Origin of the sequence: Verrucosispora sioxanthis (genome assembly GCF_010560025.1) — a bacterium.
Taxonomy (GTDB): Bacteria; Actinomycetota; Actinomycetes; order Mycobacteriales; family Micromonosporaceae; genus Micromonospora; species Micromonospora palythoicola.
This window is the reverse complement of the sequence record NZ_SAIY01000004.1, coordinates 315,248-341,020: the sequence shown is the minus strand read 5'-3', so window position 1 is coordinate 341,020 and position 25,773 is coordinate 315,248. Positions and strand designations below refer to the sequence as shown.

The following is a 25,773-nucleotide window of genomic DNA, read 5'->3' as shown; positions in this document are numbered from 1 at the left end:
GATCAGGGTTTGTGGGTGGGTCAGTGGGGGCGGGTGAGGGGGGCCAGGGCTGCGGTGAGCAGGGCGAGGCGGCGGGGGCGGGAGACTCGGACGGGGCGGTTGCGGACACAGTGCGCGAGGACCTCGACGGCCCGGTCGACCGGGATCATCAGCGGTCGGAACGTGCCCTTGGCCATCTTGGTGTCGACGAATCCGAACCGCACGGTGGTCACGTGCACGCCGTGCCGGCGCAGGGCCGCCGCAAGACCCATCAGGTACGACGACAGCCCCGCCTTCGAACCGGCGTAGCCGGGTGCCTCGCCGGAAACCAGCCGGTCGGCCAGGCTGGAGATCCCGATCAGGTGCCCGTCGCCGGCGGCGAGCATCTTGGGCACCACCACGGCGGCGGTGCGTACCGCGCCCATCAGGTTGACCTCGAAGGTGCGTGTCTGCGGGTCCAGGTCGGCCAGGTCGACGGGTTCGCCGACGCCGGCGGCGTAGACGCACAGGTCCACCCCGCCGAGTTCGTCGATCGCCTTGCTCAGCACCTCGGGATAGTCGGGCGCGGTGACGTCGACGGTGTGGTGGGCGTACGTCGGGACGATGATCGGGTTGTCCCGCCGGGACAGCCCGGTGACCAGCCAGCCGTCGGCGAGCAGCCGGCGGGTGAACGCCAGTCCGATCCCGTCGCTGTTGCCGACCACCACCGCGCGGCGCATCCGATCCGTCACGACTCACCGCCCCATCGAGTCGACGTGCTGCCCGCCGTGCCGGCGGCCCGACCGGCAATTGAACCAGAATCCCGAGGACAATCCCTACCGTCGAGTAACTGTCAGCTGCCGGGCCGGCCGAGCGGCGGGGGAGTCGAGGGTTGCGCCGGGGCCGGGGGGCGACCCGCCGGGTGCGGGGCGGAGCAGGGTGACGCCGGCCGGCCGGAGACTGCTGCGCCAACCGCTGGCTACGCTTGGCGCCGTGCCAGAGGGACACACGATTCATCGCCTGGCGGCCCGGCACGCCGAGCTGTTCGCCGGGGACAAGGTGCATGCCGCCAGCCCGCAGGGCCGCTTCGCCGACGGTGCCGCCATGGTCTCCGGGACGGTGCTGGACGACACCGAGGCGTACGGCAAGCACCTGTTGCACCACTACGCCGGTGAGTTGACGCTGCACGTGCACCTCGGCCTCTACGGCAAGGTCACCGACGGTGACGGTGAGCCGCCGGAGCCGGTGGGACAGATCCGGCTACGGCTGACCAGTGACCGGCACTGGCTCGACCTGCGCGGACCGACCGCCTGCGAACTGCTCAGCCCGCCCGAGGTGGCCGCGCTCCGGGCGCGACTCGGACCGGATCCGCTGCGCGTCGACGCCGACCCGGAGCGGGCGTACGCCCGGATCTCGCGCAGCGTGACGCCGCTGGCGGCGCTGCTGCTGGACCAGGCGGTGGTGGCCGGCACCGGTCTGATCTTCGTGACCGAGGCGCTGTTCCGCGCCGGTCTGTCGCCGAGGCTGCCCGGCCGGGAACTGACCCGGGCCGGGTGGGAGGTGCTCTGGGCCGATCTGGTGGAACTGATGACGCTCGCGGTCGGCACCGGCCGGATCGACACCGTCCGCGCCGCCCACCTGCCCGAGGCGATGGGTCGTCCGGCGCGAGTCGACCGGCACGGGGGAGAGGTCTACGTCTACCGCCGCCCCGGCCAGCCCTGCCACGTCTGCCGCACCCCGATCAGCCGAGGCACCATCACCGCCCGCAACCTCTACTGGTGCCCCACCTGCCAGTCCTGACCCCACCGGCGTGAATCTTGGTCCGGAACGGCCCTCCAGGGGGCCGTGCTCGACCAAGATCTGACCGAAATGCCACCTCAGTCGAGGAGCCAGCGGACCACCTCGGCGTGGTCGGTGAAGACCCGGTCGCCGTCGATGCTCCAGGCCATCGTCTGACCGATCGTCCAGCCCACGACCCGGTCCCGGTCCAGCCCCAGCTCGGCGCTGAGCCGGTCCAGCCGGCGACGGACGGCCGCCCGGGAGTGACCCAGCTCGGTGCCGCGCACCATCGCCACGACCGAGAACTCCCGCTCGCCGACCAACGGCTTCGGGTCGATCACCAGCCACGGCTCGCGTTCGGCGCGCAGCACGTTGGCGGCGTGCAGGTCCTGGTTGACCAGGACCTGCTCGCCCTGGCTGCCGGCCAACCCGTTGAGCTGGTCGAGCGCGACCTCGACCAGCCGCCGCTCGAACGGCCGTCCGGCCCGCTCCCATTTGGCCGGCAGCCGGGACGCCCAACCGGCGGCGGCCTCCGCCAACGACAGGAACGGCTGACCGGCCGGTACCCAGAGGCGGGGGAGCAGCGCCACCACGGCGTCGAGCGCCTCGTCGAGCGGTACCGCGTGCAGCGGTGTGCCGGGGTCGCAGCGCTCCACCAGCAGTGCCCGCAGGCCGGGGTCGTGGGCGAGCAGCCGGACGGCCCCGGCACCGTCCCAGCTACGCAGCGCCGTCGCCTCGTGCGCGCTCTCCGCGTCGGGAAACTGCACCTTGAGCACCGCCCGGGTGCCGTCCGGCAACTCGGCCGGCACCGCCAGGAGGCGCAGGCGTACCCGAAGGGCGACCCGAGCCGCAGCGACCAGCGCCGGGCGCAGGTGGCCAGCCGGTCGGGCAGCCCGGCCAACCACTCCGACCCGCCCGGCACGCCGTGCAGCCAGGTCAAGCCGTCGGGGACGCGCAGCACGCCGCTCACCGAATCATGATGGCCGAGCCCGGTCGGCCATCACAACGGAGATCAGCGGAGCCGGCGGATGTCGCCGTACGCCCGGTAGAAGCCGCCCCGGCCGGACTCACGGACCTCGGTGACCAGGTAGCGCGCGCCCGGCTCGCGGATGCCCTTGGGGAACTGCACCGACCAGTCCCGGTGGTAGCCGCCGGAGAGCACGTGCACCCGCAGCCGGCCACCCTGCTCGACACACTCCACCACCACGCCGCCGCCGGTGTCGGCGACCACCTCGACCTGGGTCACCGCCGCCGGTTCCGGCAGTCGGGCCGGCGCCTTGACGTCGACCACGTCGGGCACGCTGCCCGCCTCCGCCGCCCGGATGGCGGGCTCACTGGCGTCGATGCAGGCCAGGTGGCCGCTGGTGGTCACCACGTAGAGGCGCTGGTCGTGGTACTGCATGGAGTAGGCCGACCCGCAGCCGGTGCCGAGCTTCCACAGCCGGGTGCCGTCGGCGGCGAAACAGTAGATCGAGGACTGGCTGTCCCCGGCGAAGACGTAGCGGCCGTCGGCGGCGGTGGCGCAGGAGAAGACCGGGGCGTCGGCCCGGTAGGTGCGCAGCGCCGACCCGCCGTCCTTGCCGATCCGGACCACCTCGCGGGTGGCGGTGCCGGCGAACACGGCGTCGCGTTCCTGCCAGCCGAAGAGCACCGAGCCGGTGCGGGTGTGCCACAGCTCGCGACCGGTGCGCCAGTCGTAGCCGCTCACTCCCGTCGAGTCGCCGTGGTAGACGGCGTCGGCGTCGCAGCGCACCATCCAGGCCGACCGGCCGCGCCCGGCCCGCCGCCAGAGGAACTCGTCCTCGTGGTCGATGGCGGCGATCCCGCCGTCGGCGTCGGAGACACCAAGCACGCCGTCGTGGATGTCGAGCCAGTAGATGTCGATGTCGGGCACGATCGCGTACGCCACCCGGGGGATCTTGCCGGAGAGGTCGTAGACGTTGCCGTCGTCGCAGCCGGCGTAGATCCAGGCGTCGTCGGCGACGATGCACTTGACCCCGTCGGGCAGGCGGACCTGGTCCACCACCCGGGCATCGTGGTCGAGGGTGGTGATCACTCCCCGCTCGTTGCCCACCATGCAGGTGCGTCCGTCGACGAAGATGCCGAAGGCCGGTGCGCCGGAGTCGTACCGCCAGAGCACCGGGGCGGTGCGGGCGGTGGAGCGGGTGCTGACGATCTGTCGCCGGGAGACGGCCCGCTTCTGGCGTACGCCGGGCACGGCCGGGGCGTACCCCTTGCGGATCTTCTCGCCGATCTTCTTCGCCGCGGCGGCCCGCGCCCGGGCGTTGTCGGGATAGCCGGTGGTCTTCACCTGGCCCTGGTCGCCGATCCGCCCATAGCGCACCGTCATCGTGGTGTCGTCGACCGCCACCTCGTAGAACTTGTGCGCCGCACCGTCCACTTCGGACAGTTCGAGGTAGGTCGTCTCCTGCGACATAAGGTTTCCTCCGAGGGTTCGCGTCGGCCCTGACCGGGCGGCGCGCACACGCTAACCCCCGGCACCGACAGAATCCCGCCCCGGAGCCGTCAGCGGGCGAGCGCGTCCACGGCCTTGCGGGCGGCGACCAGCACCGGATCCCAGACCGGGGCGTACGGCGGGGCGTAGCCGAGGTCGAGGGCGGTCATGTCGTCCACCGTCATCTTGTTCCACAGCGCCACGGCCAGGGTGTCGATCCGCTTCGCCGCCTCGGACCAGCCGACGATCTGGGCGCCGAGCAGCCGCCCGCTCGGGCGCTCGGCGATCAGCTTCACCGTCATCAGCCGGGCGCCGGGGTAGTAGCCGGCGCGGTTCGTCGACTCCGCGATCACCGAGACGAACTCGAACCCGGCCATCCGCGCCTCGCGTTCCCGCAGCCCGGTGCGCCCCACCTCCAGGTCGCACACCTTGGTCACGGCGGTGCCGATCACCCCCGCGAAGGTGGCGTACCCGCCGCTGATGTTGATCCCGGCGACCCGGCCCTGCTTGTTGGCGTGGGTGCCCAGCGGAACGTGCACCGGCATGCCGCTGACCTTGTGCAGGGTCTCCACGCAGTCTCCGGCAGCCCACACCCCGGGCACCTCGGACACCCGCATCTGGCGGTCCACCCGGATCCCGCCGGTCGGTCCCAGCGGCAGGCCGGCGGCGGTGGCCAGCTCCGTGTTGGGGCGTACGCCGAGACCGAGCACCACCAGATCGGTCGGGATCGGCCCGTCGTCGGTGACCACCTCGCTCACCCGGCCGTCGCGCTCCGTCAGGCCGGTGACCCGTACGCCGGTGCGGATGTCCACGCCCAGCCCGCGCATCGCCTCGGTGACCAGCCGGGCCATGTCGGGGTCGACGGTGGACATCGGCTGCTCGTCGCGCTCGACCAGGGTGACCGACAGCCCACGGCGGACCAGCGCCTCAGCCATCTCGACGCCGATGTAGCCGCCGCCGACCACCACTGCCCGCCGGGGTCGCGGCTCGGCCTCCAGCCAACCGCGCAACGCCGAACCGTCGTCGAGGGTCTGCACCCCGAACACCCCGGCGGCGTCGGTGCGCGCCCAGGCAGGCTTCTTCGGCACCGCCCCGGCGGCGTACATCAGGTTGTCGAACGGTTCGCGGACGTCGCCGCCGCCGTCCAGGTCGCGGGCGACCACCTCGCGGCGGTCCAGGTCGATCCCGACCACCTCGTGCCGGATCCGCACGTCGATGGCGTAGTCCTCGCGGTGCGTCTTCGGCGACCGGGCCACCAGCTGCTCCCGGTCGGTCACCAGGCCGCTGATCCAGTACGGGATTCCGCAGGCCGAGTACGAGGTGAAGTGCCCCCGTTCGAACACGACGATCTCCAGGTCGTCCGGGCCCCGGCGGCGGCGCGCCTGGGCGGCGGCCGACATGCCGGCGGCATCACCACCGATGACGATCAGCCGTTCCGTCACACCGTCACCTCCTTCCCTCAGGCCGGGTCCTCGCCCCGGGTCTGGCGTGCCACGTCCGTCACCACATCCTCCAACCGTCCGGTCCGGGCGTACACCGAACGCTGCCGTTGGGCGCCGCTGCCGTGCCGGCGCAGCCCTTCCAGCAGGCTGGTCACCTCGGCGAGGTCGCCGTGGCGTTCCAGCGCCGGCCCGAGGCGTCCGACGAGCTGGTGCAGCAGGTCCCAGGCCGGCCGAAGCTCACCGCTGGACAGGTCGACCGCCTCACCCTCCAGTCCGTCGTGGGCGGCCCGCCAGTGCGCGCCGACCAGCAGGTGATGGTCGGTCGGCAGCGGTGGCCGTCCGGCCGCGATGTCGTCGAGCGCGGTCGCCACCAGCCCACGGACCAGCGCGGCGACCAGGACCGCGTCGTCGACGGTCGGGCAGACGTCACCGATGCGCAGCTCCACCGTCGGGTACTTGGCGGACAGCCGGGCGTACCAGTAGAGCATCCCCTCGTCGAGCATCACGCCGCTGGCGATCAGCTGCCGGATCAGCCGTTGGTAGTGGTCGTGGTTGACCAGGTAGGGCGTCGGCGCGACCGAGGGCCAGCGTTCCCACTCGATCGACCGCCAGCTGGCGTAGCCGGTGTCCGCCCCTCGGGAGAACGGCGAGTTGGCGGTGACCGCGTGCAGGATCGGCAGCCACGGCCGCACGTGGTTGAGCACCTGTACGCCCGCGTCGGGGTCCGGAATTCCGACGTGGACGTGCATGCCGTTGTTGCCCGGCCCGGGGACCAGCAGCCGGAACCGGGCGAGCATCCGGTCGAAGCGGGGCTTGTCGACCACGGCGGGCACCGGACCGTCGACCGGCCCGGTGCCGATCGCCAGCAGCCGGGTGCCGGCCCGCTCGGCGGCGTCGGCCAGCGAGGCGCGGAGCAGGCCGAGGGAGTGCCGGATCGAGGAGAGTTCCAATCCCGGCGGGCTGCCGATCTCGATCTGACTGGTCTGGAACTCCCGCTCGACCTGTCCCCGCAGCTCGGCCGGGACCTGCTCCATCACCGCCTCGACAGCGGGCACCGCGACCCCGGTGTCCGGGTCGACGAGCAGGAACTCCTCCTCGACACCCACGGTGAGCAGATCGGTTGCCTCGACCGGTGAGCCCGGTGCCGGTGCCGCCTGTGTGACCATCAGTACCACCGTCCACTTCTGCCGGGCGGTCCGTCCGCACCGGGTCGGCCGGCAATTACCCCCTGTGGTGGCACCGGGAAACTCCGGCCGGTGTGGCGCGGTGTGTCCGCTGGCCGGACCGGCCACATCGATCGACATTGACAACTGCGCGAGGGCGACGTACAACTCCTGAGAGAGCGCTCTCTCACCCGTCCCCGCAGAGAGGCACGTCCATGACATCTGCCCCGGCGGCATCCGCCGCCCCGCCTGTGCGACGCCGGCTGCCGCTGGCGTTGGTCCTGCTCACCGCCGTCACCACCGTCCTGGCCGGGCTAAGCACGACCGCGGACGCCGCCGTGCCACCACCCCCGTCGGGCTGGAGCCTGGTGTGGAGCGACGACTTCACCGGCGCCGCCGGCACCCTCCCGTCCTCCGGCAACTGGATCATCGACACCGGCACCAGCTACCCGGGTGGCCCGCCCAACTGGGGCACCGGCGAGATCCAGACGTACACGAACAGCACCGCGAACGTCAGCCAGGACGGTGCCGGCAACCTGCGGATCACCCCGTTGCGCGACAGTTCCGGCCGCTGGACCTCGGCCCGCATCGAGACCGTCCGCAGCAACTTCAAGGCCCCGGCCGGCGGGATCCTGGCCATCGAGGGCCGCATCCAGATGCCGAACGTCACCGGTGCCGCCGCGTCTGGGTACTGGCCGGCGTTCTGGGCGCTCGGTTCGCCCTACCGGGGCAACTACCAGAACTGGCCGGGCATCGGCGAGTTCGACGTGATGGAGAACGTCAACGGCCTCAACTCGGTCTGGGGCGTACTGCACTGCGGCGTCGCACCGGGCGGCCCGTGCGACGAGTTCAACGGCATCGGCGCCTCCCGGGCCTGCCCGGGCAGCACCTGCCAGTCGGCGTTCCACACCTACCGCTTCGAGTGGGACGCCTCGGTCAGCCCGCAGCAACTGCGCTGGTACGTCGACGGGCAGCTCTACCACACGGTCAGCCAGAGCCGGATCGGTGAGCCGTACTGGTCGCAGATGACCAGCCACGCCGGTTACTTCCTGCTGCTGAACGTGGCGATGGGCGGGGCCTTCCCGAACGGGGTCGCCGGCAGCGCCACGCCGACCTCGGCCACCGTGCCCGGCCGGCCGATGCTCGTGGACTACGTCGCCGTGTACAGCCGGGGTGGTGGCAGCAACCCGCCGCCCACGACGCCGCCGCCGACCACCCCGCCGCCGGGCGGCACCCGGGACGCGTACGCGACCATCCAGGCCGAGTCCTTCAACGCCCAGAACGGCGTGATCGTCGAGGCGTGTTCCGAGGGCGGACAGAACATCGGGGCGCTGCGCAACGGTGACTGGGTCCGCTTCGACAACGTGGAGTTCGGCTCCGGCGGGCCGCGCGACTTCGTGGCCCGGGTCGCCTCCGGCGCGGCGTCCGGCGTCAGCGGCCTGGTGGAGGTACGGGTGGACAGCCCGACCAGCGCACCCATCGGCAGCTTCGCCATCGCCAACACCGGCGGCTGGCAGAGCTGGCGTTCGGTGCCCGGCAACGTCTCCGGGGTGACCGGACGGCGCACCGTCTACCTCACCTTCACCAGCGGTCAGCCCAACGACTTCGTCAACGTCAACTGGTTCCACTTCCGCCGCTGAGGCGTGCGGCACGGCCCCTGGCGTCGCCTCCGGCGGAACCGGGGGCCGTGCCGATTCCTCCAGGCCAGCCCTGGACAGAAACAGTTAACACTCTTAATAATAGGCGCCAGGTTGATGTTCATGGATTTTCGTCCGGGCTGGAGGGGCACATGAAACGGTCCAGAACCCTGGTGCTGTCGGTGGTCGGCGCGCTGGCCGCCGCGCTCGGCGCGGTGTGGCTGGCACCCGCCGCGTACGCCGCCGGAGTCAGCGCGAGCTTCGTCAAGACGTCCGACTGGGGCTCGGGCTGGGAGGGGAAGTACACGATCACCAACGGCGGCGGCACCACGGTCAACGGCTGGAGTCTCGCCTTCGACCTGCCCGCCGGCACCACGGTCGGCACCTACTGGGACGCGCTGCTGACCTCCAGCGGCCAGCGGTACACGTTCACCAACCGCTCCTGGAACGGCACCATCGCGCCCGGCGCCTCGGTCTCCTTCGGCTTCCTCGGCAGCGGTTCCGGCGTACCGGCGAACTGCCGGCTCAACGGCGCGGCCTGCACCGGCGGCACGACGCCGACCACGCCGCCACCCACCACGCCGCCGCCGACGACCCCGCCGCCGACCACGCCTCCGCCGACGACCCGCCGCCGACCAGTCCGCCGCCGGTCGCCGGGCTGCCGAAACACATCCTCACCGGCTACTGGCACAACTTCGACAACCCGGCCGTCGAGCTGCGGTTGCGGGACGTGCCCACCGAGTACGACCTGGTGGCGGTCGCCTTCGCCGACGCGACCGGGACGCCCGGCGCGGTCGGCTTCGCCATCGACCCCGGCCTGTCCGCCGCCCTCGGCGGGTACACCGACGCCGACTTCTCCGCCGACGTGCGGACCCTCCAGAGCCGTGGCAAGAAAGTGATCATCTCGGTGGGTGGCGAGACCGGCCGGGTCGTGGTCAACAGTTCGGCGTCCGCGGTGGCCTTCGCCGACAGCGTCCACGCCCTGATCCAGCGCTACGGCTTCGACGGTGTCGACATCGACCTGGAGAACGGGTTGAACCCGACGTACATGGCGCAGGCCCTGCGGTCACTGCGGGCGAAGGTGGGCAGCGGGCTGATCATCGCGATGGCGCCGCAGACCATCGACATGCAGAACCCGGCGGGTAGCTACTTCAAGCTGGCGTTGGACATCAAGGACATCCTGACCGTGGTGAACACCCAGTTCTACAACTCCGGGGCGATGCTCGGCTGCGACAACAACGCCGCGTACGCCCAGGGGACGGTCAACTTCATCGTCGCGCTGGCCTGCATCCAGTTGGAGGCGGGGCTGCGGCCCGATCAGGTCGGGCTCGGCCTGCCGGCCGGTCCCGGCGCGGCCGGCGGCGGCATCGTCGCGCCCAGCGTGGTCAACGCCGCGCTGGACTGCCTCACCCGGGGCACCAACTGCGGCAGCTTCCGTCCGCCGCGCACCTACCCCGGCCTGCGCGGCGCCATGACCTGGTCCATCAACTGGGACGTCACCAACAACAACACCTTCGCCCGCACCGTCTCCCCCCACCTCCGCACCCTCCCCTGACACGCTCAAGATCCGGGCAACTTCCCCGATGCTGCTGTCTCGGGCTCGGCTGGGGCAGCAGCATCCCCGAAGTTGCCCGGATCTTGGGCTTGGCGCAGGGGGTGTAGGGGTGCAGGGGCGGTCAGCGGGAGGGGGTTTGGGTGGGGGAGGAGTGGTGGCGGCGGCGGAGTTTTTTGATCACCCAGGTAGCGAGCATGATGGCGAACAGGGCGAGGATGCCGTAGTCGAACCAGGAGCTGTAGCGGTCGATCTGCTGCCAGCGGGAGCCGAGGGCGTAGCCGAGCCCGATGAAGATCCCGTTCCAGATGCCGCTGCCCAGCGTGGTGAGCGTGACGAACTCGACGAGCGGCATCCGGTTCGCCCCGGCCGGCACCGACACCAGGCTGCGGACCACCGGCGCCATCCGGCCGAAGAACACCGCCCAGCGGCCGTACCGCTCGAACCACCGGTCCGCCTTCTCCAGGTCGTCCAGATCGACAAGGGGCAACCTGTCGAGCCACCGTTTGAGGCGGTCCTCGCCGACGACCGCGCCGACCCAGTAGAGGAACAACGCGCCGAGCACCGAGCCCGCGGTCGCCGCCACGGTCACCACGAGCGCGTTGAACTTTCCCTCGCCGGCCAGGTATCCGGCCATTGCCAGGACGATCTCGCTCGGGATGGGCGGGATGATGCTCTCCAGGGCGACCAGCAGGGCGACCCCCACCGCGCCGCTCGCCTCGATCACCCCGGCGATCCAGCCGGTCAGCCCGCCGACCTGGGTGGGGTCGACGTCCTGGGCGAGCGCCATGATGATGCCTTTCGCGGGTTCGGCGTGAACGGAACTCTTACCCCGCCGCAACCGCGAGACACACCCGTCGAACAGATCACTCCGGCGGATGCAGCGCCTCGTCGGCCGGGCCGACGCGCCATCCGGTGAACCGCACCACGAGCCCGCCCCGGCTGGGCGAGCAGCAGTACGGCCCAGCCGCCGCCACCGCGTCGGGAGCCAGCGGAGCGAGCCGAACCAGTCGCCACGACTCACCGGCGACCCGGGCCCGTACGGTGAGCGCGTCGCCCGCGCGGCTGACCCGTACGCTCACCTCCCGGCCCGCCCAGTCCGGGACCGGTGCCACCGACCAGTCGGAGACGTCCCGGGTCACCACCGCGCCCACCTGGGGCTGGCCGTCGCTGACCTCCACGCCCGCCTTCACCCAGTTCCGGTCGTCCACCCGGACCAGCACGCCGGCCTGGTCGAACTGCCCGGTCCAGGCCAGCCGGAAGTCGACCTCCACGGCCGTACCGACGGGAAACGACGCGAGCAGTGCGGGGGCGTCGTCATGCACGAATCCGTAGCTGGTGTGCCGCCACAGGTCGCTGCCGTGAGCCGGCTCGACGGCCAGCGTGCCGTCCGGTTCCTCGGCCACCCGGACCGGCCGGCCGTGCCAGTCGCCGCCGGACCAATCGATGCTGCGCATGCCGGCACCGTACCGAGTCGGGTTTGCCGACGTCCCGGCCGGGAGAAGGTACGGGGGCATGTCTGACAGGTGGTACTCGGAGGCGGTCGTCTACTGCCTCGACATTGACACGTACGCGGACTCCGACGGTGACGGGGTCGGTGACATCCGGGGTCTGATCGGCCGGCTGGACTACCTCGCCCGGCTCGGGGTGACCTGCCTCTGGCTGCACCCCATCCATCCGTCGCCCAACGACGACGACGGCTACGACGTGACCGACTTCTACAACGTCGACCCACGGTTCGGCACGCTCGGCGACTTCGCCGAACTGCTGCACCAGGCCAACAACCGGGGCATCCGGGTGATCATCGACCTGGTGGTGAACCACACCTCCGACCAGCATCCGTGGTTCCAGTCCGCGCGCTCCTCGCCGGACTCGCCGTACCGCGACTGGTACGTCTGGTCCGAGCAGGAGCCGGCCGACCGGCACCAGGGCATGGTCTTCCCCGGCGAACAGCATGAGACCTGGACCTACGACCGGACCGCGAAGGCCTGGTACTACCACCGCTTCTACAAGTTCCAGCCGGACCTGAACACCATGAACCCGGCGGTACGCGCCGAGATCAAGAAGATCATGTCGTTCTGGATCCAGCTCGGCGTCGCCGGCTTCCGGATGGACGCGGTGCCGTTCATCATCGAGCGCACCGAGCCCGGCGACCCGAGCCCGGAACTGGACTTCGAGTTCCTCACCGAGCTGCGCCAGCACGTGCAGTGGCGGCGCGGGGACGCGGTCCTGCTGGCCGAGGCGAACGTCGAGCCCGACAACCTGCCCGCCTTCTTCGGCGACAGTGGCGGCTCGGCGAACCGGGTGCACATGCTGTTCGACTTCATGCTCAACGGGCGGCTGATGCTGGCCCTGGCCCGGCAGGACCCGGAACCGGTGATCGAGGCGTTGCGGGACACCCCGGCACTGCCCCAGGGCGGGCAGTGGGCGACGTTCCTGCGCAACCACGACGAGATCGACCTGTCCCGGCTCACCGCCGAACAGCGCAACGAGGTGTACGAGCAGTTCGGTCCCGAGGAGCACATGCGCATCTACGACCGGGGCATCCGCCGCCGGTTGGCACCGATGCTGGGCAACGACCGTCGGCGCGTCGAGTTGGCGTACTCCCTGCAGTTCTCGCTGCGCGGCACGCCGGTGCTGCGCTACGGCGAGGAAATCGGCATGGGCGAGGACCTGTCGCTGGACGGCCGGCAGGCCATCCGTACCCCGATGCAGTGGTCCAACCAGCCCAACGCCGGCTTCTCCACCGCGGAGCCGGAAAAGCTCGTCCGCCCGGTCATCGACAAGGGTGAGTTCGGGTACGAGAAGGTGAACGTCACCCTCCAACGACGGGACCGCACCTCGCTGCTGGCCTGGTTCGAGCGGATGATCCGTACGCTGCGGGAAGCCCCGGAGATCGGCTTCGGCTCCACCACGCACATCGACGTGCCGATGCCGCCGGGGGTGCTGGCGCACCGGGCCGACGGGCCGACGGGGACGATGGTCTTCCTGCACAACCTCGGCACCACCGACGCCGAGGTGGATCTCAGCCGGCTTCAGCCCGAGGCGGATCTGCCCATCGACGTGCTCGCCGACCGCAACTACGACGACGTCGGCAAGCTGGACAAACTGCAACTGTCCGGGCACGGCTACCGCTGGATCCGGCTCTGTCGATCCTGGTCGCACTGAGCCGAAGGCCGGGCCGACCCTCGGTCGGTGACCTCCGGGCCGGCGGGCCCGGTCCGGAGGTCGGGATCGACGGGGGTCAGGCCGTCCCGGCGTGGGTTAGGCTCCTGCCGTCGAGCCAAGTTACCGGGAGGTAGGCATGTCGGAAGGGCAGCGGGTCGCCATCGTGACCGGAGCGGCACGGGGAATCGGCGCGGCCACCGCCAGGCGGTTGGCCGCGGACGGGCTGGCCGTCGCGGTGGTCGACATCGAGGAGTCGGCGACGAAGGAGACCGTGGACGCGATCGCGGCGGCCGGCGGCCGGGCGCTCGGCGTCGGTGCGGACGTGGCGGACCGGGCCCAGGTGGAGGCCGCCGTGCAACGGGTGGCCGCCGACCTGGGCGCGCCGACCGTGCTCGTCAACAACGCCGGGGTGCTCCGCGACAACCTGCTGTTCAAGATGACCGACGCCGACTGGGACACCGTCCTGGGCGTACACCTGCGGGGGGCGTTCCTGTTCAGTCAGGCCGCGCAGAAGCACATGGTCGAGGCCCGTTGGGGCCGCATCGTCAACCTGTCCAGCACCTCCGCGTTGGGCAACCGGGGGCAGGCCAACTACTCGGCGGCCAAGGCCGGGATGCAGGGCTTCACCAAGACCCTCGCCATCGAGCTGGGCCCGTTCGGGGTGACCGTCAACGCGGTCGCGCCCGGCTTCATCGTCACCGACATGACCGCGGCCACCGCCGCCCGGATGAAGGTGGACTTCGAGGCGATGCAGAAGCACGCCGAGTCGGAGATCCCGGTCCGCCGGGTGGGCCGGCCCGACGATGTGGCGCACACCATCTCGTTCCTGGCCAGCGAGGGGGCGTCGTTCGTGTCCGGCCAGGTCGTCTACGTCGCCGGCGGCCCCCGGGACTGACCGGCCTCGTTCAGTGGGGCCCCTGCCGGCACACCGGTGTCAGGAAGGGGCCCCTGCCGCCCTCCGGCGGGTGTGCCGGAGCCAGGCCAGGCCGAGGACCGGCAGCACCAGCGGTATGTATCCGTAGCCGCTGCCGAAGCCGGACCAGACCGTCTCGTCGGGAAACAGGTCCGGTCGAGCCAGACTGACGGCACCGACACCGACCACGCCGACCAGTTCCAGCGCGCAGCAGGCCAGGGCGATCCGGCGGCCCGCGTGACCGGCCCGCGCCAGCCCGACCGCCGCCACGACGTAGACGATCGCGGCGAGCGCGGAGAGCAGGTACGCCAACGGCGCCTCGTCGAACCTGGTGGCGATCTGGAGGGCGGCGCGGCTGCTGGCGGCGATGGCGAAGAGCAGGTAGACCGCGATCAGCAACCGTCCCGGACCGGCGTTGGTCCGGGGCCGGGCGGTGCTCAGCTCAGCCACCGAGCACCTGCCAGGTCTGCTGAAGCCGGACCACGACCACCGGCGTAACCAGACACACCGCGCACACGATCGCCGAGCCCCACCGGGTCGGTTCCATCCGGGCCAGCACCGCCGCCAGCGGCGGCAGGCAGACCAGCGTGACCAGGTAGCCGAAGAACGATCCCGGTTCGCCCGGACGCTCACCGTCGGCCAGCGCCACGGCGGTCACCAGCACCAGGCCGAGCAGCAGCAGCTCCAGTACGCCCAGCCCGATCAACTGCATCCGGTCCGGCGGCCGGTGGCGCAGCGCGGCCACCAGCGCCCAGGCCGCGACCAGCAGCGACAGCACGATGGCGGCGACGGCCAGGGCCCCGTCGGCCGGCGACCCGGTGGTGGTCGCGGCGGTGGTCACCCGGTCCGTCCGGTGCTCGTTCCGATCACCGGCCCACTCTACTAACCCCCGTAGTAAGAGCGACGCCGACATGTCCCGGCGGGACGGCGGGCGCGGCCGCTCGGCGGGGACTAGCGTGATCACTGTCGCGGATCGGCCGTGGCCAGGCGAGGACGGCGGAGGTACGGGATGCGGTTCGGGTTGTTCGGCACCGGGCACTGGGCGGCGGAGACGCACGCGGCGGCGCTCGAGGCGCACCCGAGAGCGGAACTGGTCGGCGTGTGGGGGCGCAACCCGGACAAGGCCGCCGCGCTGGCCACCCGGTACGGGGTACCGGCCTTCGACGACGTCGACACGCTGATCGAGGCGTGCGAGGCGGTTGCCGTCGCACTGCCGCCGGACGTCCAGGCGGACATCGCCGTCCGGGCCGCCACCGCCGGTCGGCACCTGCTGCTGGACAAGCCGCTCGCGCTCACCGTGGCTGACGCCGACCGCGTGGTCGAGGCGGCCACCGACTCGGGTGTCGCGTCGGTGGTCTTCTTCACCGGCCGGTACCAGCCGGACGTCGCCGGCTTCATCGCCGCGACCGCCGCGGCCGGCGGTTGGCACACCGCAACGGTGATCCGGTTCGCCTCGATCTTCCAGCCCGGCAGCCCGTACGGGCAGTCGCCGTGGCGGCGGGAGCACGGCGCGCTGTGGGACGTCGGCCCGCACGCGCTGGCCGTGCTGCTGCCGGTGCTCGGTCGGGTGGCCCGGGTCGCCGCCACCGACGGTCCCGGCGGCCTGGTGCACCTGCTGCTCAGCCACGCCGACGGGGCCACCAGCACGGTCTCGCTGACGCTTGACGCACCACCCCGTTCGGTCGCCGCCGAGTTCGTCTTCTACGGCGAGAGCGGCATCGAGCGACTGCCGAACGGTGGTGCCAGCCCGGCGACGGCTTTCGGGGTGGCCATCGACCAGTTGCTGGCCGAGGTCGACGCCGGTACCCGGGACCACCGCTGCGACGTGCGCTTCGGCCGCGAGGTGGTGGCGGTCCTCGCCGCCGCCGAGGCCGCCCGCGCGCAGGGCACCATGGTCGACGTGCCGGCCTGAGCGCGGGCGGTAAAGCGGTCGCCACCGGCCGGAGGAGTCGGTAGGGTCGCCGGCATGTGCGTGCACGCCCTGATCAACGCGGTCGCCTCGCCGGCCGCCTACGGGCCGCTGCTGGTGGCCCGCCCGCGCGTCCGGCGTCCGGCCCTGGCCGGCGCGACCCGCGACTGACGCCTTCCGCGCATCCGCCCGCGTCACCCGCACCGCATCGCGCGGTGCCGCTTCCGCGCCATCTCACCAGGGCCGTCCGAGTCCCGATCGCTCGGACAGGCCCCGTCGACGGTCGCCTGTCCGCTCCCGTCGCCACCCGGCGACAGACAAGGACGACGCCATGGCGCCCCGCCGTACCCGCACGACCGGACGCGACCGGTCCTGTCGCGTGCTCTCGCAGAATTTCCTCGCCGACCCGGCCGCCGTCGCGCGGTTCGTCGACGCCGCCCGCCCCGATCCGCACGGACTGGTGCTGGAGGTCGGCGCCGGCCGGGGGCAACTGACCCGCCCGCTGGCCACGCGCTGCGGCCGGCTGACGGCGTACGAGGTGGATCCCGTCGCCGCGACGGAACTGGCCCGGGTCTGCGCGACCCTGCCGAACGTGACACACCGCCAGGCCGACTTCCTCGCCACCGTGGCACCGGGGGAGGAGTTCTGCGTGGTCGGCAACATCCCGTGGTCGCTGACCGCGGCGGTGGTGCGCTGGTGCCTGGCCGCGCCGCGGCTGCGCGCCGCCACCCTGCTCACCCAGCTGGAGTACGCCCGGCGGCGCACCGGTGAGTACGGCCGGTCGACCCGACTGACGGTGCTCAGCTGGCCGGAGTTCGACTGGCGGCTCGCCGGGCGGGTGCCGCGTACCGCGTTCCGCCCGGTGCCCCGGGTCGACGCGGGCATCCTGCGCATCGAGCGGCGGGCAACGCCGTTGCTGCCAACCCGGCCCTACCGGCGTACCGCCGGATGGTCGAGCTGGGGTTCGGCGGGGTCGGCGGCTCGCTCGCGGCGTCGCTGGCCCGCGAGCACTCGAAGGGTCGGCTGGCGGCGGCGTTGCGCGCCAGCCGGCTCGACCCGGACCTCCCGGTGGGGCATGTCTGGCCGGAGCAGTGGCTGGTGCTGTACCGCCTGCTGCACGCCCGCTAGCCGGCTCAGGGGAGGGTGCCCAGCGCCTCGGTCAGCTCGGTGGGCGAGCTGAACTGGTCCACCGGCAGCGCGCGTACGGCCTGCAACTGCTCGGTGCTCGCCCCGTTCTCCTGACACCAGCGGATCAGATCCTCACGGGAGACGGGATACTCCAACCCGGCGAGGTACTCGTGCAGGGCGGCACCGCTGTCGGTCATGCTGTGCGGACTACCCGCGTAGCTGCCCCGGCACACCCCCGGCGGGCCACCGCGTTTGCCCGTCGGGGTGCCGGGTAGCCGCAGGCATGCTGGTACAGCGGCTCGGCGCGCCGAGCGACCTCGATCCGTTGCTGGAGCGTGTCCGGGACGCGCGGGTGGTGATGATCGGGGAGGCGACGCACGGCAGTTACGACTACTACCGCATCCGGGAGCAGTTGACCCGCCGTCTGGTCGCCGAGTGCGGTTTCTCCTTCGTGGCGGTGGAGGGCGACTGGCCGGACTGCGACCGGGTGCACCGTTCGGTGACCGGTGCCCCGGGAGCGGCGGCCGAGCCGCAGACCGCCCTGGAGGGGTTCGAACGGTGGCCGACGTGGATGTGGGCCAACGCCGAGGTGGCCCGCTTCTGTCGTTGGCTGCGGGCCTGGAACATGGACCGGGCCGAGACCGCCCGGGTCGGCTTCCACGGGCTCGACGTCTACAGCCTCTGGGAGTCGATGCAGGCGATCTTCGACTACCTCGGTGAGGAGGAGCCGGCGTCGCTGGAGATCGCCCAGGACGCCTACCGGTGCTTCGAGCCGTACGGCAAGCGGGTCGAGGAGTACGGCGCGGCGAGCCGGTTCGTCTCCGCCCGGTGCGAGCAGGAGGTGATCCGGCTGCTGGCGCGTACCCGGGAACACGCCGCCGCCGACGGGCCGGACGCCTTCTCGGCCTGGCAGAACGCGGAGGTGGTGGCCGGCGCGGAGCGCTACTACCGGGAGATGGTCGCCGGTGGGCCGGGCTCGTGGAACGTCCGGGACATCCACATGACCGACACCCTGGATCGCCTGCTCGACCGCTACGGGCCGGGCGCCCGGGGTGTGGTGTGGGCGCACAACACGCACGTCGGTGACGCGCGGGCGACCGACATGGCCGCCGACGGGATGGTGAACATCGGCCAGTTGGCCCGGGAACGCCACGGCCCGGACCAGGTGGCGCTGATCGGCTTCGGCAGTTGGCGGGGCACGGTGATCGCCGCGCCGCGCTGGGGTTCGCCGGCGGAGGCGATGGTGGTGCCACCGGCCCGGCCCGGTTCGCTCGAACATCGGCTGCACGAACTGATGCCGGAGCGGGCGGTGCTCGTCTTCGGCGGGCCGGACCAGCCGGGTTGGGTCACCGACACGCTCGACCACCGGGCGATCGGGGTGGTGTACGACCCGTCGTTCGAGTCGTGGGGCAACTACGTGCCGACCCGGCTGGGGGAGCGCTACGACGCCTTCATCTGGTGCGACGAGACCACCGCCCTGCATCCGTTGCCCGCCCTGGCCGCCCCGGGCGAGATGGAGACCTACCCGGCCGGCGTCTGAGCCGGCGTCGACCCGGCCCGCCACCCGACGTGCGGTGGAGGGCCGGGTCGACGTGCGGGTCAGGCGCCGGCACCGACCTTGTCGTCGAGCCGGGCGCGCAGCTTCTCGCCCTCGATGTCGACGTTCGGCAGCGCCCGGTCCAGCCAGCGGGGCAGCCACCAGGCCACCTTGCCGAGCAGCGACATCACCGCCGGCACGATGGTCATCCGGACCACGAAGGCGTCGATGGCCACGCCGATGGCGAGCGCGAAGCCCATCGACTTGATCACCGGGTCGTCGAGGAAGATGAAGCCGCCGAAGACCGAGGTCATGATCAGGGCGGCGGCGGTGACCACGCGCGCGCCGTGCCCCATCCCGTTGATGGTGGCCTGCTGGGCGGTGTCGCCGTGGACGAAGTCCTCCCGCATCCGGGAGACCAGGAACACCTCGTAGTCCATGGCCAGGCCGAACAGGATGCCGATCAGCAGGATCGGCAGGAAGCTGATCAGGGGACCGGGAGTGTCCAGGCCGACCAGGTCGGCGAGGTGCCCCTGCTGGAAGACCGCGACCGTGATGCCGAAGGTGGCGGCGACGGTGAGCAGGAAGCCCAGCGCCGCCTTGACCGGCACCAGCACCGAGCGGAACACCAGCATCAGCAGCAGGATCGACAGGCCGACCACCAGCGCCAGGTAGATCGGCAGCGCGTCGGAGAGCTTCTCGGAGATGTCGATGCCGATCGCGGTAACCCCGGTGAGCAGCACGTCGGCGCCCTGGATGTCACCGACGGCGGTGCGGATGTCGTGCACCATCGTCTCGGTGGCCGGGTCGGTCGGACCGGTCTGCGGGATCACCCCGAGCAGCGCGGTCCGGCCGTCCGGGCTGAGCTGCGGCGGGGCCACGGCGAGCACGTTGTCGGTGCGCTGGACCAGGGCGGTGACCTGCGGGATGGCGGCGGCGGTGGCACCGGCGTCGTCGCCGGCGACAACCACCGCGAGCCGGCCGGTGAAGCCCGGTCCGAAGCCCTCCGTGATCAGGTCGTTGGAGACCCGCGCTGCCGAGCCGACCGGCGCGGTACCGGCGTCGGGCAGCGCCAGACGCATGTCCGGCGCCGGCAACGCGAGCAGTCCCAGGCCGAGCAGACCGACCAGGATCACCGGAATCCGGAACCGGGTGATCAGCCGGGCCCACCGGAAGCCGAACGCCGAGGTGTCCTCGCTGCCGTTGGTGGCGGTCTCCGGTGCCGCGCGGTGGGTGGTCACGTCGCTGCGGCGGGCGGCGTCGTCCGGCAGGTCATCGGCGGTCAGCGCCACCGGCACCGACGAGCGCAACCGGCGGGGCAGCACCCGGCGGCCGGCGAAGCCGAGCAGCGCCGGTTGCAGGGTGATCGCCACCAGCACCGCGACGGTGACGGTGCCGGCGGCGGCCAGACCCATCACGGTCAGGAACGGGATGTTCACCACGGCGAGACCGGCCAGGGCGATGACCACCGTGGCTCCGGCGAAGGTCACCGCCGAGCCGGCGGTGCCGACCGCCCGGCCGATCGCCTCGTCCGCCGGCATGCCGTCGAGCAGGTTCTGCCGATACCGCGAGGTGATGAAGAGCGAGTAGTCGATGCCGACGGCCAGGCCGAGCATCAACGCGAGGATGGGTGCGGTGCTGGTCAGCTCGATGACGCCGCTCAGCGCGAAGAGGCCGGCCATGCCGACGCCGACGCCGATGAGCGCGTTGAGCATGGTCATGCCCGCGGCCACCAGCGAGCCGAAGGTGACCACCAGGACGACGAGGGCCACCGCGACGCCGATCGCCTCGGTGGAGCCGACCTCGGGCTCGGTGTTGAGCACCTCACCGCCGGGCGCCACCTGCCAACCCTGGGCCTCGGCCTGGGCGCCGAGCTGCTCGTACGCCTCCCGCTGTTCCTCGGTGATCTGGTCGGCACCGTCGTTGAACTGCACCTGGATCAGCGCGTACTGGCCGTCGGGAGAGACCGAGCCGACCTGGAACGGGTCGACGGCGGCGAGCACACCGGGGACGGTCGTGGCCTCCTGGACGATCGACTGGATCGCCGCCTGGCCGTCGGGCGTGCCGAGCTGCCCCGGCGCGGGTGCCTTGACCGCGATGGTGCCAGTGGCGCCGGCTGCCGCCGGGAACTGCTCGTTCAGCAGGTCGAGCGCACGCTGTGACTCCGTGCCGGGCATGGTGAAGTTGCTGGCCGTCGGGCCGCGCAGGGTCGCTGCTGCCAGGCCGAGCCCGACGAGTACGACGAGCCAGATCGCGGCGACGAGTCGCCGCCGACGCATCGATCCCCGGCCAAGCCGGTAGAGCAGGGTCGCCATGAGGTCCTTTCCCTCGGTCGTGGATGGTGGGACGGGTCAGTGGGCGGGCGGTTCGAGCGCCCGGCGCAGCAGGGCCAGCAGCGCGTCGCCCAGTTCCTGGTCGGGCACGTCGGCGAACTGGCCGCAGGTCTCGGCGATGCCAGCCAGCAGCACCAGCGCGGTGATCCGGGCGGCGGCCCGCTCGGGCCGCCCGGCGAGTGCGTCGATCAACCGTTCGGAGATCTGCTGGATGTGGGCGAAGCCGGGCTGTTGCAGCAGTTCCGGGAACTCGCCCCGGAGCAGAGCGATCTCACCGCGGAACCGGACCGCGAGGTCGACGAAGCCCTCGGCGGCGACCCGCTGCGCGGCGGCCGGCCCGGGCTGGTCGGCGATCCGGTCGTCGAGTGACCGCAGCACCTCGATCGCGGGTGCCATCAGCTCGGTGAGGATGGCCTCCTTGTTGGCGAAGTGGTACAGCACCGCCGCCTTGGAACAGCCCACCTCGGTGGCGATGTCCTGCAACGACGTGCCCCGGTAGCCGGTGGCGGCGAAGCGTCTCGCCGCCGCCGCGAGGATCTCGCCGTGCGTCTGCGGGGTGGTGCGGGCCATGACTCTCAGCATGCCTGACCGATCGGTCAGAGCTGACCGATCGGTCAGATCAGTGGCGTTTCCCACAACCGGCGATGCCGAATTGGCTCTCCGGACGGGCGCCGAGTCGGGCCGAGAATCGGGTCATGAGCGACTCGACGGCGGCCCGGGCGGTCGCGCTTCGTGCCCTGCACCGCCCCGGCGACCCGCTGGTGCTCCCCAATGCCTGGGACGCCGCCTCGGCCCGGGCGGTGGTCGACGCCGGTTTTCCGGCAGTGGCCACCGGCAGCGCCGCCGTCGCCGATTCGCACGGGTACGCCGACGGCGAGCGAATCCCGCCGGGCGAGATGTTCGCCGCCGTGACCCGGATCGCCCGCGCGGTCGCCGTCCCGGTCACCGCCGACGTGGAGCGGGGCTACGGTCTGCGCCCGGACGAACTGGTCGCCCGGTTGCTCGACGCCGGGGCGGTCGGGCTCAATCTGGAGGATTCGGATCCGCGTACCGGCGTCTTGATCGATGCGGAGGAACAGGCCGACCTGCTGGCCGGGGTGCGGGCCGCGGCGGAGGACGCCGGGGTGGCGGTGGTGGTCAACGCCCGGACGGACGTCTTCCTACGGCCCGGTGCAGAGCCGGCCGACCGGCTCGCCGAGGCGATCCGCCGGGCGCGTCGCTACCTGGCGGCCGGGGCAGACTGCGTCTACCCGATCCTGCTGGCCGACCCGACGCAACTGCGGAGCTTCGTGCAGGCCGTGGCGGCACCGGTGAACGTGCTGGCCCGCCCCGACGGACCGGGGCGGACGGCACTGGCCGCCCTGGGCGTGGCCCGGATCAGCTACGGCTCCGGCCTGTACGCGGCGACCCGCGCCCACGCCGCCCGGCTGCTCGCCGCCGTCGCCGCCGGTGAGCCTCGCGGTGGGCGGTCGGGAACCCTCCTCCCATGGAGCCTGTCGAGCTGACGGCGTCAACGGATCACCTGCGGGTTCCGGTTGACCGCAAGGCGTCCGGCCGGGATGGTGATCGGGTGGGGGCTGACGAGACCCGGGACGGGGTCGCGCTTACCAACCTCGACCAGCCGTTGTTCGACGGGTCGGGCGCGAGCAAGCGCGACCTGGTCGACTACCTCGACGCGGTGGCCGACCGGATCGTCCCGCAGTTGCGCGGCCGTCCGCTGTCGGTGGTCCGGGTGCGCCCGGGACAGCCGCAGTTCATGCAGAAGAACCTGCCGCGGTACACCCCGGACTGGGTATCTCGGGTGTCGATCTGGGCCGAGGCGTCCCGCCGGGAGATCGCGTACGCGCTCTGCGACGACCGCCGTACCCTGCTCTGGTTCGCCAACCAGCGGGCCGTCGAGTACCACCCCACCCTGGCCACGGTCGGGGACCTGAGCCGTACCACCCACCTGGTGCTGGACCTCGATCCGCCGGAGGGTGGTGGGTTCGCGGCCGGGGTGGCGGCCGCGCTGCTGGTCCGGCAGGCCCTCGCCGACGCCGGGCTGGCCGGCGCGGTGAAGACCAGCGGCGCCAAGGGGGTGCACGTCTTCGTCCCGGTCGAGCCCGGCCCCGACGCCGAGGAGTTGGCCGCGGCCACCCGGGCCCTCGCGGTTCGGGCGGAACGACTGGATCCGGCGCTGGCGACCACCGCCTTCATCCGCGAGGACCGGGGCGGCAAGGTCTTCGTCGACCCCACCCGCACCGGCGGCGCGACAGTCGTGTCGGTGTACAGCCCCCGACTGCGTCCCGGCGTGCCGGTCTCCTTCCCGGTGGCCTGGGATGACCTGGCGTCCGTGACCCCGGCGGACTTCACCATCCGGACGGTCCCGGCGCTGGTGACGCAGCGGGATCCGTGGACCGGGCTGATGCCGCCGCCGCAGCGGCTCCCCGCCGACCTGATCGAGGAAGGGCGGGCCATTCCGGTGCCACGGGTGCAGGCCATGCACGAGGGCCGCCGTCGGGCCCGCGCCCGGCGCGCCGCCGCGGACTGAACAGCACGAGCGCCCCCGCCGGTCTTCCTGCCGCAGGCACGCCGATGGGCCGGACCGTGGCGGCGGTCCGGCCCATCGGCTGGTCGAGCGGATCAGAGCATCCAGCGGTGGCGCTGCACGAAGGGCAGGCGGGCCCAGAGCCGGCCCAGACCCCAGGTGTGCCCGGCGTACGCGGCGGCCAGGGCGACCAGGACCACGGCGTAGATCAGGTGGTAGTCGACCACCGGGTTGGTGGAACCGGTCGGGTCGCCACCGGCGGTGAACCGGGCCAGCGGGAACTCGGCCAGCCACATCAGCGCCATCATCAGGGTGCCCGAGGCGGCCGCCACCCGCAGGCCGACGCCGGCGATCAGGGCGAGGCCGATGGCGGCCAGCCCGACCATGAAGAGTGCGTTCGCCCACCAGGTCCCGGCGATCGTGTGGGCCACCGACTGCAACGGTCCCACCTCGACGTTGGCGAGGAACCCCTTGGTCGGCGATCCGCCGTTGATCCAGGCCCGCTCGGTCGGGGTGGCGTAGCCGAGGCCGAAGGTCTTGTCGAGGAAGGCCCAGAGGAAGACGAGGCCGGTGGAGATCCGCAGCACGGCGAGGGCCCGGGCGGCGGTCGTGGTCAGCATGGCGCCGGGCAGTTCGGCGTGCTCGAGCGGGCGCTCGATCGAGCGGTGGGTGCCCTGGTGGACGGTCATCGTTGCCTCCGTGGTCAGCTTCTTTACCTGACCACTGTCGCCCCCCGGCGGGTCGTCGCGCGCGGGCCGGAACACCCGAAGCCGCCAGGACCAAGGTCCCGACATGGGCAGGCCGCTCAGCTGACGGCCGCTACAACAGAGCCGCGATCGTTCTGGCGCACGCGATCGACTCGGTGTGGGTGGTGTCGACCTCCACGTCGTACACCACACCCCGGTGCACCACGTCGGCCTGTGCGGCGGCCATCCCCCGGACCCGGTCGCCGCGGGCGATCTCGCGACCGGTGGCGACCTCCGCATCGCAGCGGACGCCGGCCCACAGCACGTCCAGCCCGTCGAGCACGATCCGCCACCGCTGCTGCGATCCAGCGCCGCCGAGGAAGACGTCGTCGATGATGACGCGGGCACCGGCTCGGACAGTGGCAGCGACCCCAGCCATCCAAGCCTGCTGCAGCCGGTCGAACTCCGGCCCGATGATGACGGTGCCGTCGGCTGCGAAGTCGATGCTCTCCGGCGAGCGCATGGTCGCAGGCATCGCCTCGATGAGCCGGTCTACCCCAACGGCGAGCCACGGTTCCGGCAGGATCGCCTGCAGGCACCGAATGATTCCGGACTTTCCCGCACTCGATCCGCCATTGAGCACGATCACCTGCGTTGGCATGTGGCCACGGTACGGCTCGGGATGCGGTCGAACCACTGCAAGATCTTCCAGAAGAAGGTGCCCCCGGCAGGATTCGAACCTGCGCCCCCGCCTCCGGAGGGCGGTGCTCTATCCCCTGAGCTACGGGGGCTCAGCGACTGGAGAAGACTAGCAAACGGCTCTCCCGATCGCCCAATCGGTATCGGCGCGTCAGGCGGCGAGTGCGCGTCCGCAGCTGGGCAGCGGGTGCGGCACGATGCGCCGGGGGAGTCGGCGTGGCCATTCGTTGCGGGCCCAGGAGCCGTCCACGATCAGGTGTACGGTGCGCCGCTCGGCCCCGCTGAGTCGGTGCACGAACTCCCGGGGCAGTGGTGGGTCGACCGACGGGGTGGTGACCATGAACCGGACCCGCCCTCGCGAGGAGACCGCCGAGATGACGTCGGCCGCCGGCATGGTGCCCCGCAGCCGGACCCGGCCGACCCAGTAGACCTCGGCCAGGTGTTCCTGGGCCGCCCGGGTGATCGCCGGGTACTCGCTGCGGACCCAGCGTTCGACCGCCCCGACGCAGAGCCCGCAGGCCCGTTCGCGGGGCTCGCGCGGGCCCAACCCCCAGGCCCGCAGGTACGCCCCGACGACCCCAACGTCCAGCGTCAGACCGAACTGCTGCTGGATGAGGGCGTGCAGACTCTGGCGGGTCCACAGCTCCTCGTCCAGACCGAACGCGTCGGGGTGGACGCCCCGAAGGGTGTCGATCAGTTCGAGTTCCTGTTCGCGGCTGAGTGTTCCCGGCTCACCCTGCCGCTGTCCGCGACGGACGGCTGCCACCGCTCCGTCACCGCCGATGGTGTGGCGTCGGCACCAACTGGTGACCGAACGCCGCGCGTCTCTGAGTGCAACCCCCACGTCCCGGACAACGAGTGCACTTCGCTCCAAGTAACCCCTAGAG

Annotated in this window: 22 protein-coding genes, 1 tRNA gene and 4 pseudogenes; 10 read left to right on the top strand and 17 right to left on the bottom strand. The window is 72.0% G+C overall.

The features are described from left to right. Nucleotides 1–20 precede the first annotated feature (20 nt). Nucleotides 21–710: an SDR family NAD(P)-dependent oxidoreductase gene (locus tag ENC19_RS14325; protein WP_164447683.1), complete on the bottom strand. Its 690-nt coding sequence runs from the start codon at nucleotides 708–710 to the stop codon at nucleotides 21–23. 241 nt (nucleotides 711–951) lie between these two features. On the opposite strand from ENC19_RS14325, the gene ENC19_RS14320 reads away from it, so the two are divergent. Continuing rightward, on the top strand, nucleotides 952–1,758 hold the full coding sequence (locus ENC19_RS14320; RefSeq protein ID WP_164447682.1) for an Fpg/Nei family DNA glycosylase: 807 nt from the start codon (nucleotides 952–954) through the stop codon (nucleotides 1,756–1,758). A 77-nt stretch (nucleotides 1,759–1,835) separates the two neighbouring features. Here ENC19_RS14320 and ENC19_RS14315 read toward each other — a convergent pair whose 3' ends face one another. From ENC19_RS14315 to ENC19_RS14300, 4 genes are all read right to left on the bottom strand, one after another. After that, nucleotides 1,836–2,642, bottom strand: a complete 807-nt coding sequence (locus tag ENC19_RS14315; protein WP_328824244.1) for an aminoglycoside phosphotransferase family protein — start codon at nucleotides 2,640–2,642, stop codon at nucleotides 1,836–1,838. Nucleotides 2,643–2,749: 107 nt separating this feature from the next. Next, entirely contained in the window at nucleotides 2,750–4,174 is a 1,425-nt protein-coding gene (locus ENC19_RS14310) for a WGR domain-containing protein (protein ID WP_164447681.1), read from the bottom strand. A gap of 89 nt (nucleotides 4,175–4,263) precedes the next feature. Next, nucleotides 4,264–5,634 (bottom strand): FAD-dependent oxidoreductase, encoded by a 1,371-nt coding sequence (locus ENC19_RS14305; RefSeq protein ID WP_164447680.1) that lies wholly within the window; start codon nucleotides 5,632–5,634, stop codon nucleotides 4,264–4,266. A gap of 17 nt (nucleotides 5,635–5,651) precedes the next feature. Beyond that, on the bottom strand, nucleotides 5,652–6,800 hold the full coding sequence (locus ENC19_RS14300; protein ID WP_164447679.1) for a carboxylate-amine ligase: 1,149 nt from the start codon (nucleotides 6,798–6,800) through the stop codon (nucleotides 5,652–5,654). A 212-nt stretch (nucleotides 6,801–7,012) separates the two neighbouring features. Here ENC19_RS14300 and ENC19_RS14295 point away from each other — a divergent pair, with 212 nt between their 5' ends. Continuing rightward, nucleotides 7,013–8,437, top strand: a complete 1,425-nt coding sequence (locus ENC19_RS14295; protein ID WP_164447678.1) for a carbohydrate-binding protein — start codon at nucleotides 7,013–7,015, stop codon at nucleotides 8,435–8,437. Between the two features lie 149 nt (nucleotides 8,438–8,586). Beyond that, nucleotides 8,587–9,989: pseudogene (locus ENC19_RS14290) on the top strand (chitinase). A 121-nt stretch (nucleotides 9,990–10,110) separates the two neighbouring features. Here ENC19_RS14290 and ENC19_RS14285 read toward each other — a convergent pair. Both ENC19_RS14285 and ENC19_RS14280 read right to left on the bottom strand, forming a co-directional pair. After that, the gene (locus tag ENC19_RS14285) at nucleotides 10,111–10,776 is read right to left on the bottom strand and encodes a DedA family protein (protein WP_164447677.1); all 666 of its coding nucleotides are present in this window, start codon (nucleotides 10,774–10,776) and stop codon (nucleotides 10,111–10,113) included. Between the two features lie 76 nt (nucleotides 10,777–10,852). Beyond that, complete coding sequence (locus tag ENC19_RS14280) at nucleotides 10,853–11,443, bottom strand: DUF1349 domain-containing protein (RefSeq protein ID WP_164447676.1); 591 nt, start codon at nucleotides 11,441–11,443, stop codon at nucleotides 10,853–10,855. A gap of 58 nt (nucleotides 11,444–11,501) precedes the next feature. Here ENC19_RS14280 and ENC19_RS14275 point away from each other — a divergent pair, with 58 nt between their 5' ends. Together ENC19_RS14275 and fabG are read left to right on the top strand one after the other, a co-directional pair. Beyond that, the gene (locus ENC19_RS14275) at nucleotides 11,502–13,154 is read left to right on the top strand and encodes an alpha-amylase family protein (protein WP_164447675.1); all 1,653 of its coding nucleotides are present in this window, start codon (nucleotides 11,502–11,504) and stop codon (nucleotides 13,152–13,154) included. 136 nt (nucleotides 13,155–13,290) lie between these two features. After that, nucleotides 13,291–14,049, top strand: a complete 759-nt coding sequence (gene fabG, locus ENC19_RS14270; RefSeq protein WP_164447674.1) for a 3-oxoacyl-ACP reductase FabG — start codon at nucleotides 13,291–13,293, stop codon at nucleotides 14,047–14,049. 39 nt (nucleotides 14,050–14,088) lie between these two features. Here fabG and ENC19_RS14265 read toward each other — a convergent pair whose 3' ends face one another. Next, complete coding sequence (locus ENC19_RS14265) at nucleotides 14,089–14,517, bottom strand: hypothetical protein (RefSeq protein ID WP_164447673.1); 429 nt, start codon at nucleotides 14,515–14,517, stop codon at nucleotides 14,089–14,091. Beyond that, entirely contained in the window at nucleotides 14,510–14,908 is a 399-nt protein-coding gene (locus ENC19_RS14260) for a hypothetical protein (RefSeq protein WP_164447672.1), read from the bottom strand. Before ENC19_RS14260 ends, ENC19_RS14265 begins: the two co-directional genes overlap by 8 nt. 168 nt (nucleotides 14,909–15,076) lie before the next feature. On the opposite strand from ENC19_RS14260, the gene ENC19_RS14255 reads away from it, so the two are divergent. Then, nucleotides 15,077–15,979 (top strand): Gfo/Idh/MocA family protein, encoded by a 903-nt coding sequence (locus tag ENC19_RS14255; protein WP_164447671.1) that lies wholly within the window; start codon nucleotides 15,077–15,079, stop codon nucleotides 15,977–15,979. 328 nt (nucleotides 15,980–16,307) lie between these two features. Continuing rightward, nucleotides 16,308–17,104: pseudogene (gene erm / locus ENC19_RS14250) on the top strand (ErmE/ErmH/ErmO/ErmR family 23S rRNA (adenine(2058)-N(6))-methyltransferase). 5 nt (nucleotides 17,105–17,109) lie between these two features. Here erm and ENC19_RS14245 read toward each other — a convergent pair. Then, nucleotides 17,110–17,301 (bottom strand): DUF2795 domain-containing protein, encoded by a 192-nt coding sequence (locus ENC19_RS14245; protein ID WP_164447670.1) that lies wholly within the window; start codon nucleotides 17,299–17,301, stop codon nucleotides 17,110–17,112. Between the two features lie 86 nt (nucleotides 17,302–17,387). Here ENC19_RS14245 and ENC19_RS14240 point away from each other — a divergent pair, with 86 nt between their 5' ends. After that, nucleotides 17,388–18,644, top strand: a complete 1,257-nt coding sequence (locus ENC19_RS14240) for an erythromycin esterase family protein (RefSeq protein ID WP_164447669.1) — start codon at nucleotides 17,388–17,390, stop codon at nucleotides 18,642–18,644. Nucleotides 18,645–18,703: 59 nt separating this feature from the next. Here ENC19_RS14240 and ENC19_RS31835 read toward each other — a convergent pair. The 3 genes and pseudogenes from ENC19_RS31835 to ENC19_RS14230 all read right to left on the bottom strand — a co-directional run. After that, nucleotides 18,704–19,837: pseudogene (locus ENC19_RS31835) on the bottom strand (MMPL family transporter); the annotation flags it as partial. Nucleotides 19,838–19,950: 113 nt separating this feature from the next. Next, nucleotides 19,951–20,956, bottom strand: a pseudogene (locus ENC19_RS31830) (MMPL family transporter); the annotation flags it as partial. 36 nt (nucleotides 20,957–20,992) lie between these two features. Next, nucleotides 20,993–21,544, bottom strand: coding sequence for a TetR/AcrR family transcriptional regulator (locus ENC19_RS14230; RefSeq protein WP_164447667.1), 552 nt, complete (start codon nucleotides 21,542–21,544; stop codon nucleotides 20,993–20,995). Between the two features lie 125 nt (nucleotides 21,545–21,669). Here ENC19_RS14230 and ENC19_RS14225 point away from each other — a divergent pair, with 125 nt between their 5' ends. Both ENC19_RS14225 and ENC19_RS14220 read left to right on the top strand, forming a co-directional pair. Further along, entirely contained in the window at nucleotides 21,670–22,479 is an 810-nt protein-coding gene (locus ENC19_RS14225) for an isocitrate lyase/PEP mutase family protein (RefSeq protein ID WP_164447666.1), read from the top strand. Then, nucleotides 22,461–23,504 (top strand): DNA polymerase domain-containing protein, encoded by a 1,044-nt coding sequence (locus tag ENC19_RS14220; RefSeq protein ID WP_235944785.1) that lies wholly within the window; start codon nucleotides 22,461–22,463, stop codon nucleotides 23,502–23,504. Before ENC19_RS14225 ends, ENC19_RS14220 begins: the two co-directional genes overlap by 19 nt. A 92-nt stretch (nucleotides 23,505–23,596) precedes the next feature. Here ENC19_RS14220 and ENC19_RS14215 read toward each other — a convergent pair whose 3' ends face one another. The 4 genes from ENC19_RS14215 to ENC19_RS14200 all read right to left on the bottom strand — a co-directional run bounded on the left by ENC19_RS14215 (nucleotide 23,597) and on the right by ENC19_RS14200 (nucleotide 25,730). Then, nucleotides 23,597–24,190 (bottom strand): DoxX family membrane protein, encoded by a 594-nt coding sequence (locus ENC19_RS14215; RefSeq protein WP_164447664.1) that lies wholly within the window; start codon nucleotides 24,188–24,190, stop codon nucleotides 23,597–23,599. A 130-nt stretch (nucleotides 24,191–24,320) separates the two neighbouring features. Then, nucleotides 24,321–24,848 carry a chloramphenicol phosphotransferase CPT gene (cpt, locus tag ENC19_RS14210; protein WP_164447663.1) on the bottom strand — a complete coding sequence of 176 codons (528 nt, stop codon included), beginning with the start codon at nucleotides 24,846–24,848 and terminating at the stop codon, nucleotides 24,321–24,323. A gap of 58 nt (nucleotides 24,849–24,906) precedes the next feature. After that, nucleotides 24,907–24,978, bottom strand: a tRNA-Arg gene (locus ENC19_RS14205). A gap of 59 nt (nucleotides 24,979–25,037) precedes the next feature. Continuing rightward, nucleotides 25,038–25,730 (bottom strand): winged helix-turn-helix domain-containing protein, encoded by a 693-nt coding sequence (locus ENC19_RS14200; protein ID WP_093405373.1) that lies wholly within the window; start codon nucleotides 25,728–25,730, stop codon nucleotides 25,038–25,040. Nucleotides 25,731–25,773 lie beyond the last annotated feature (43 nt).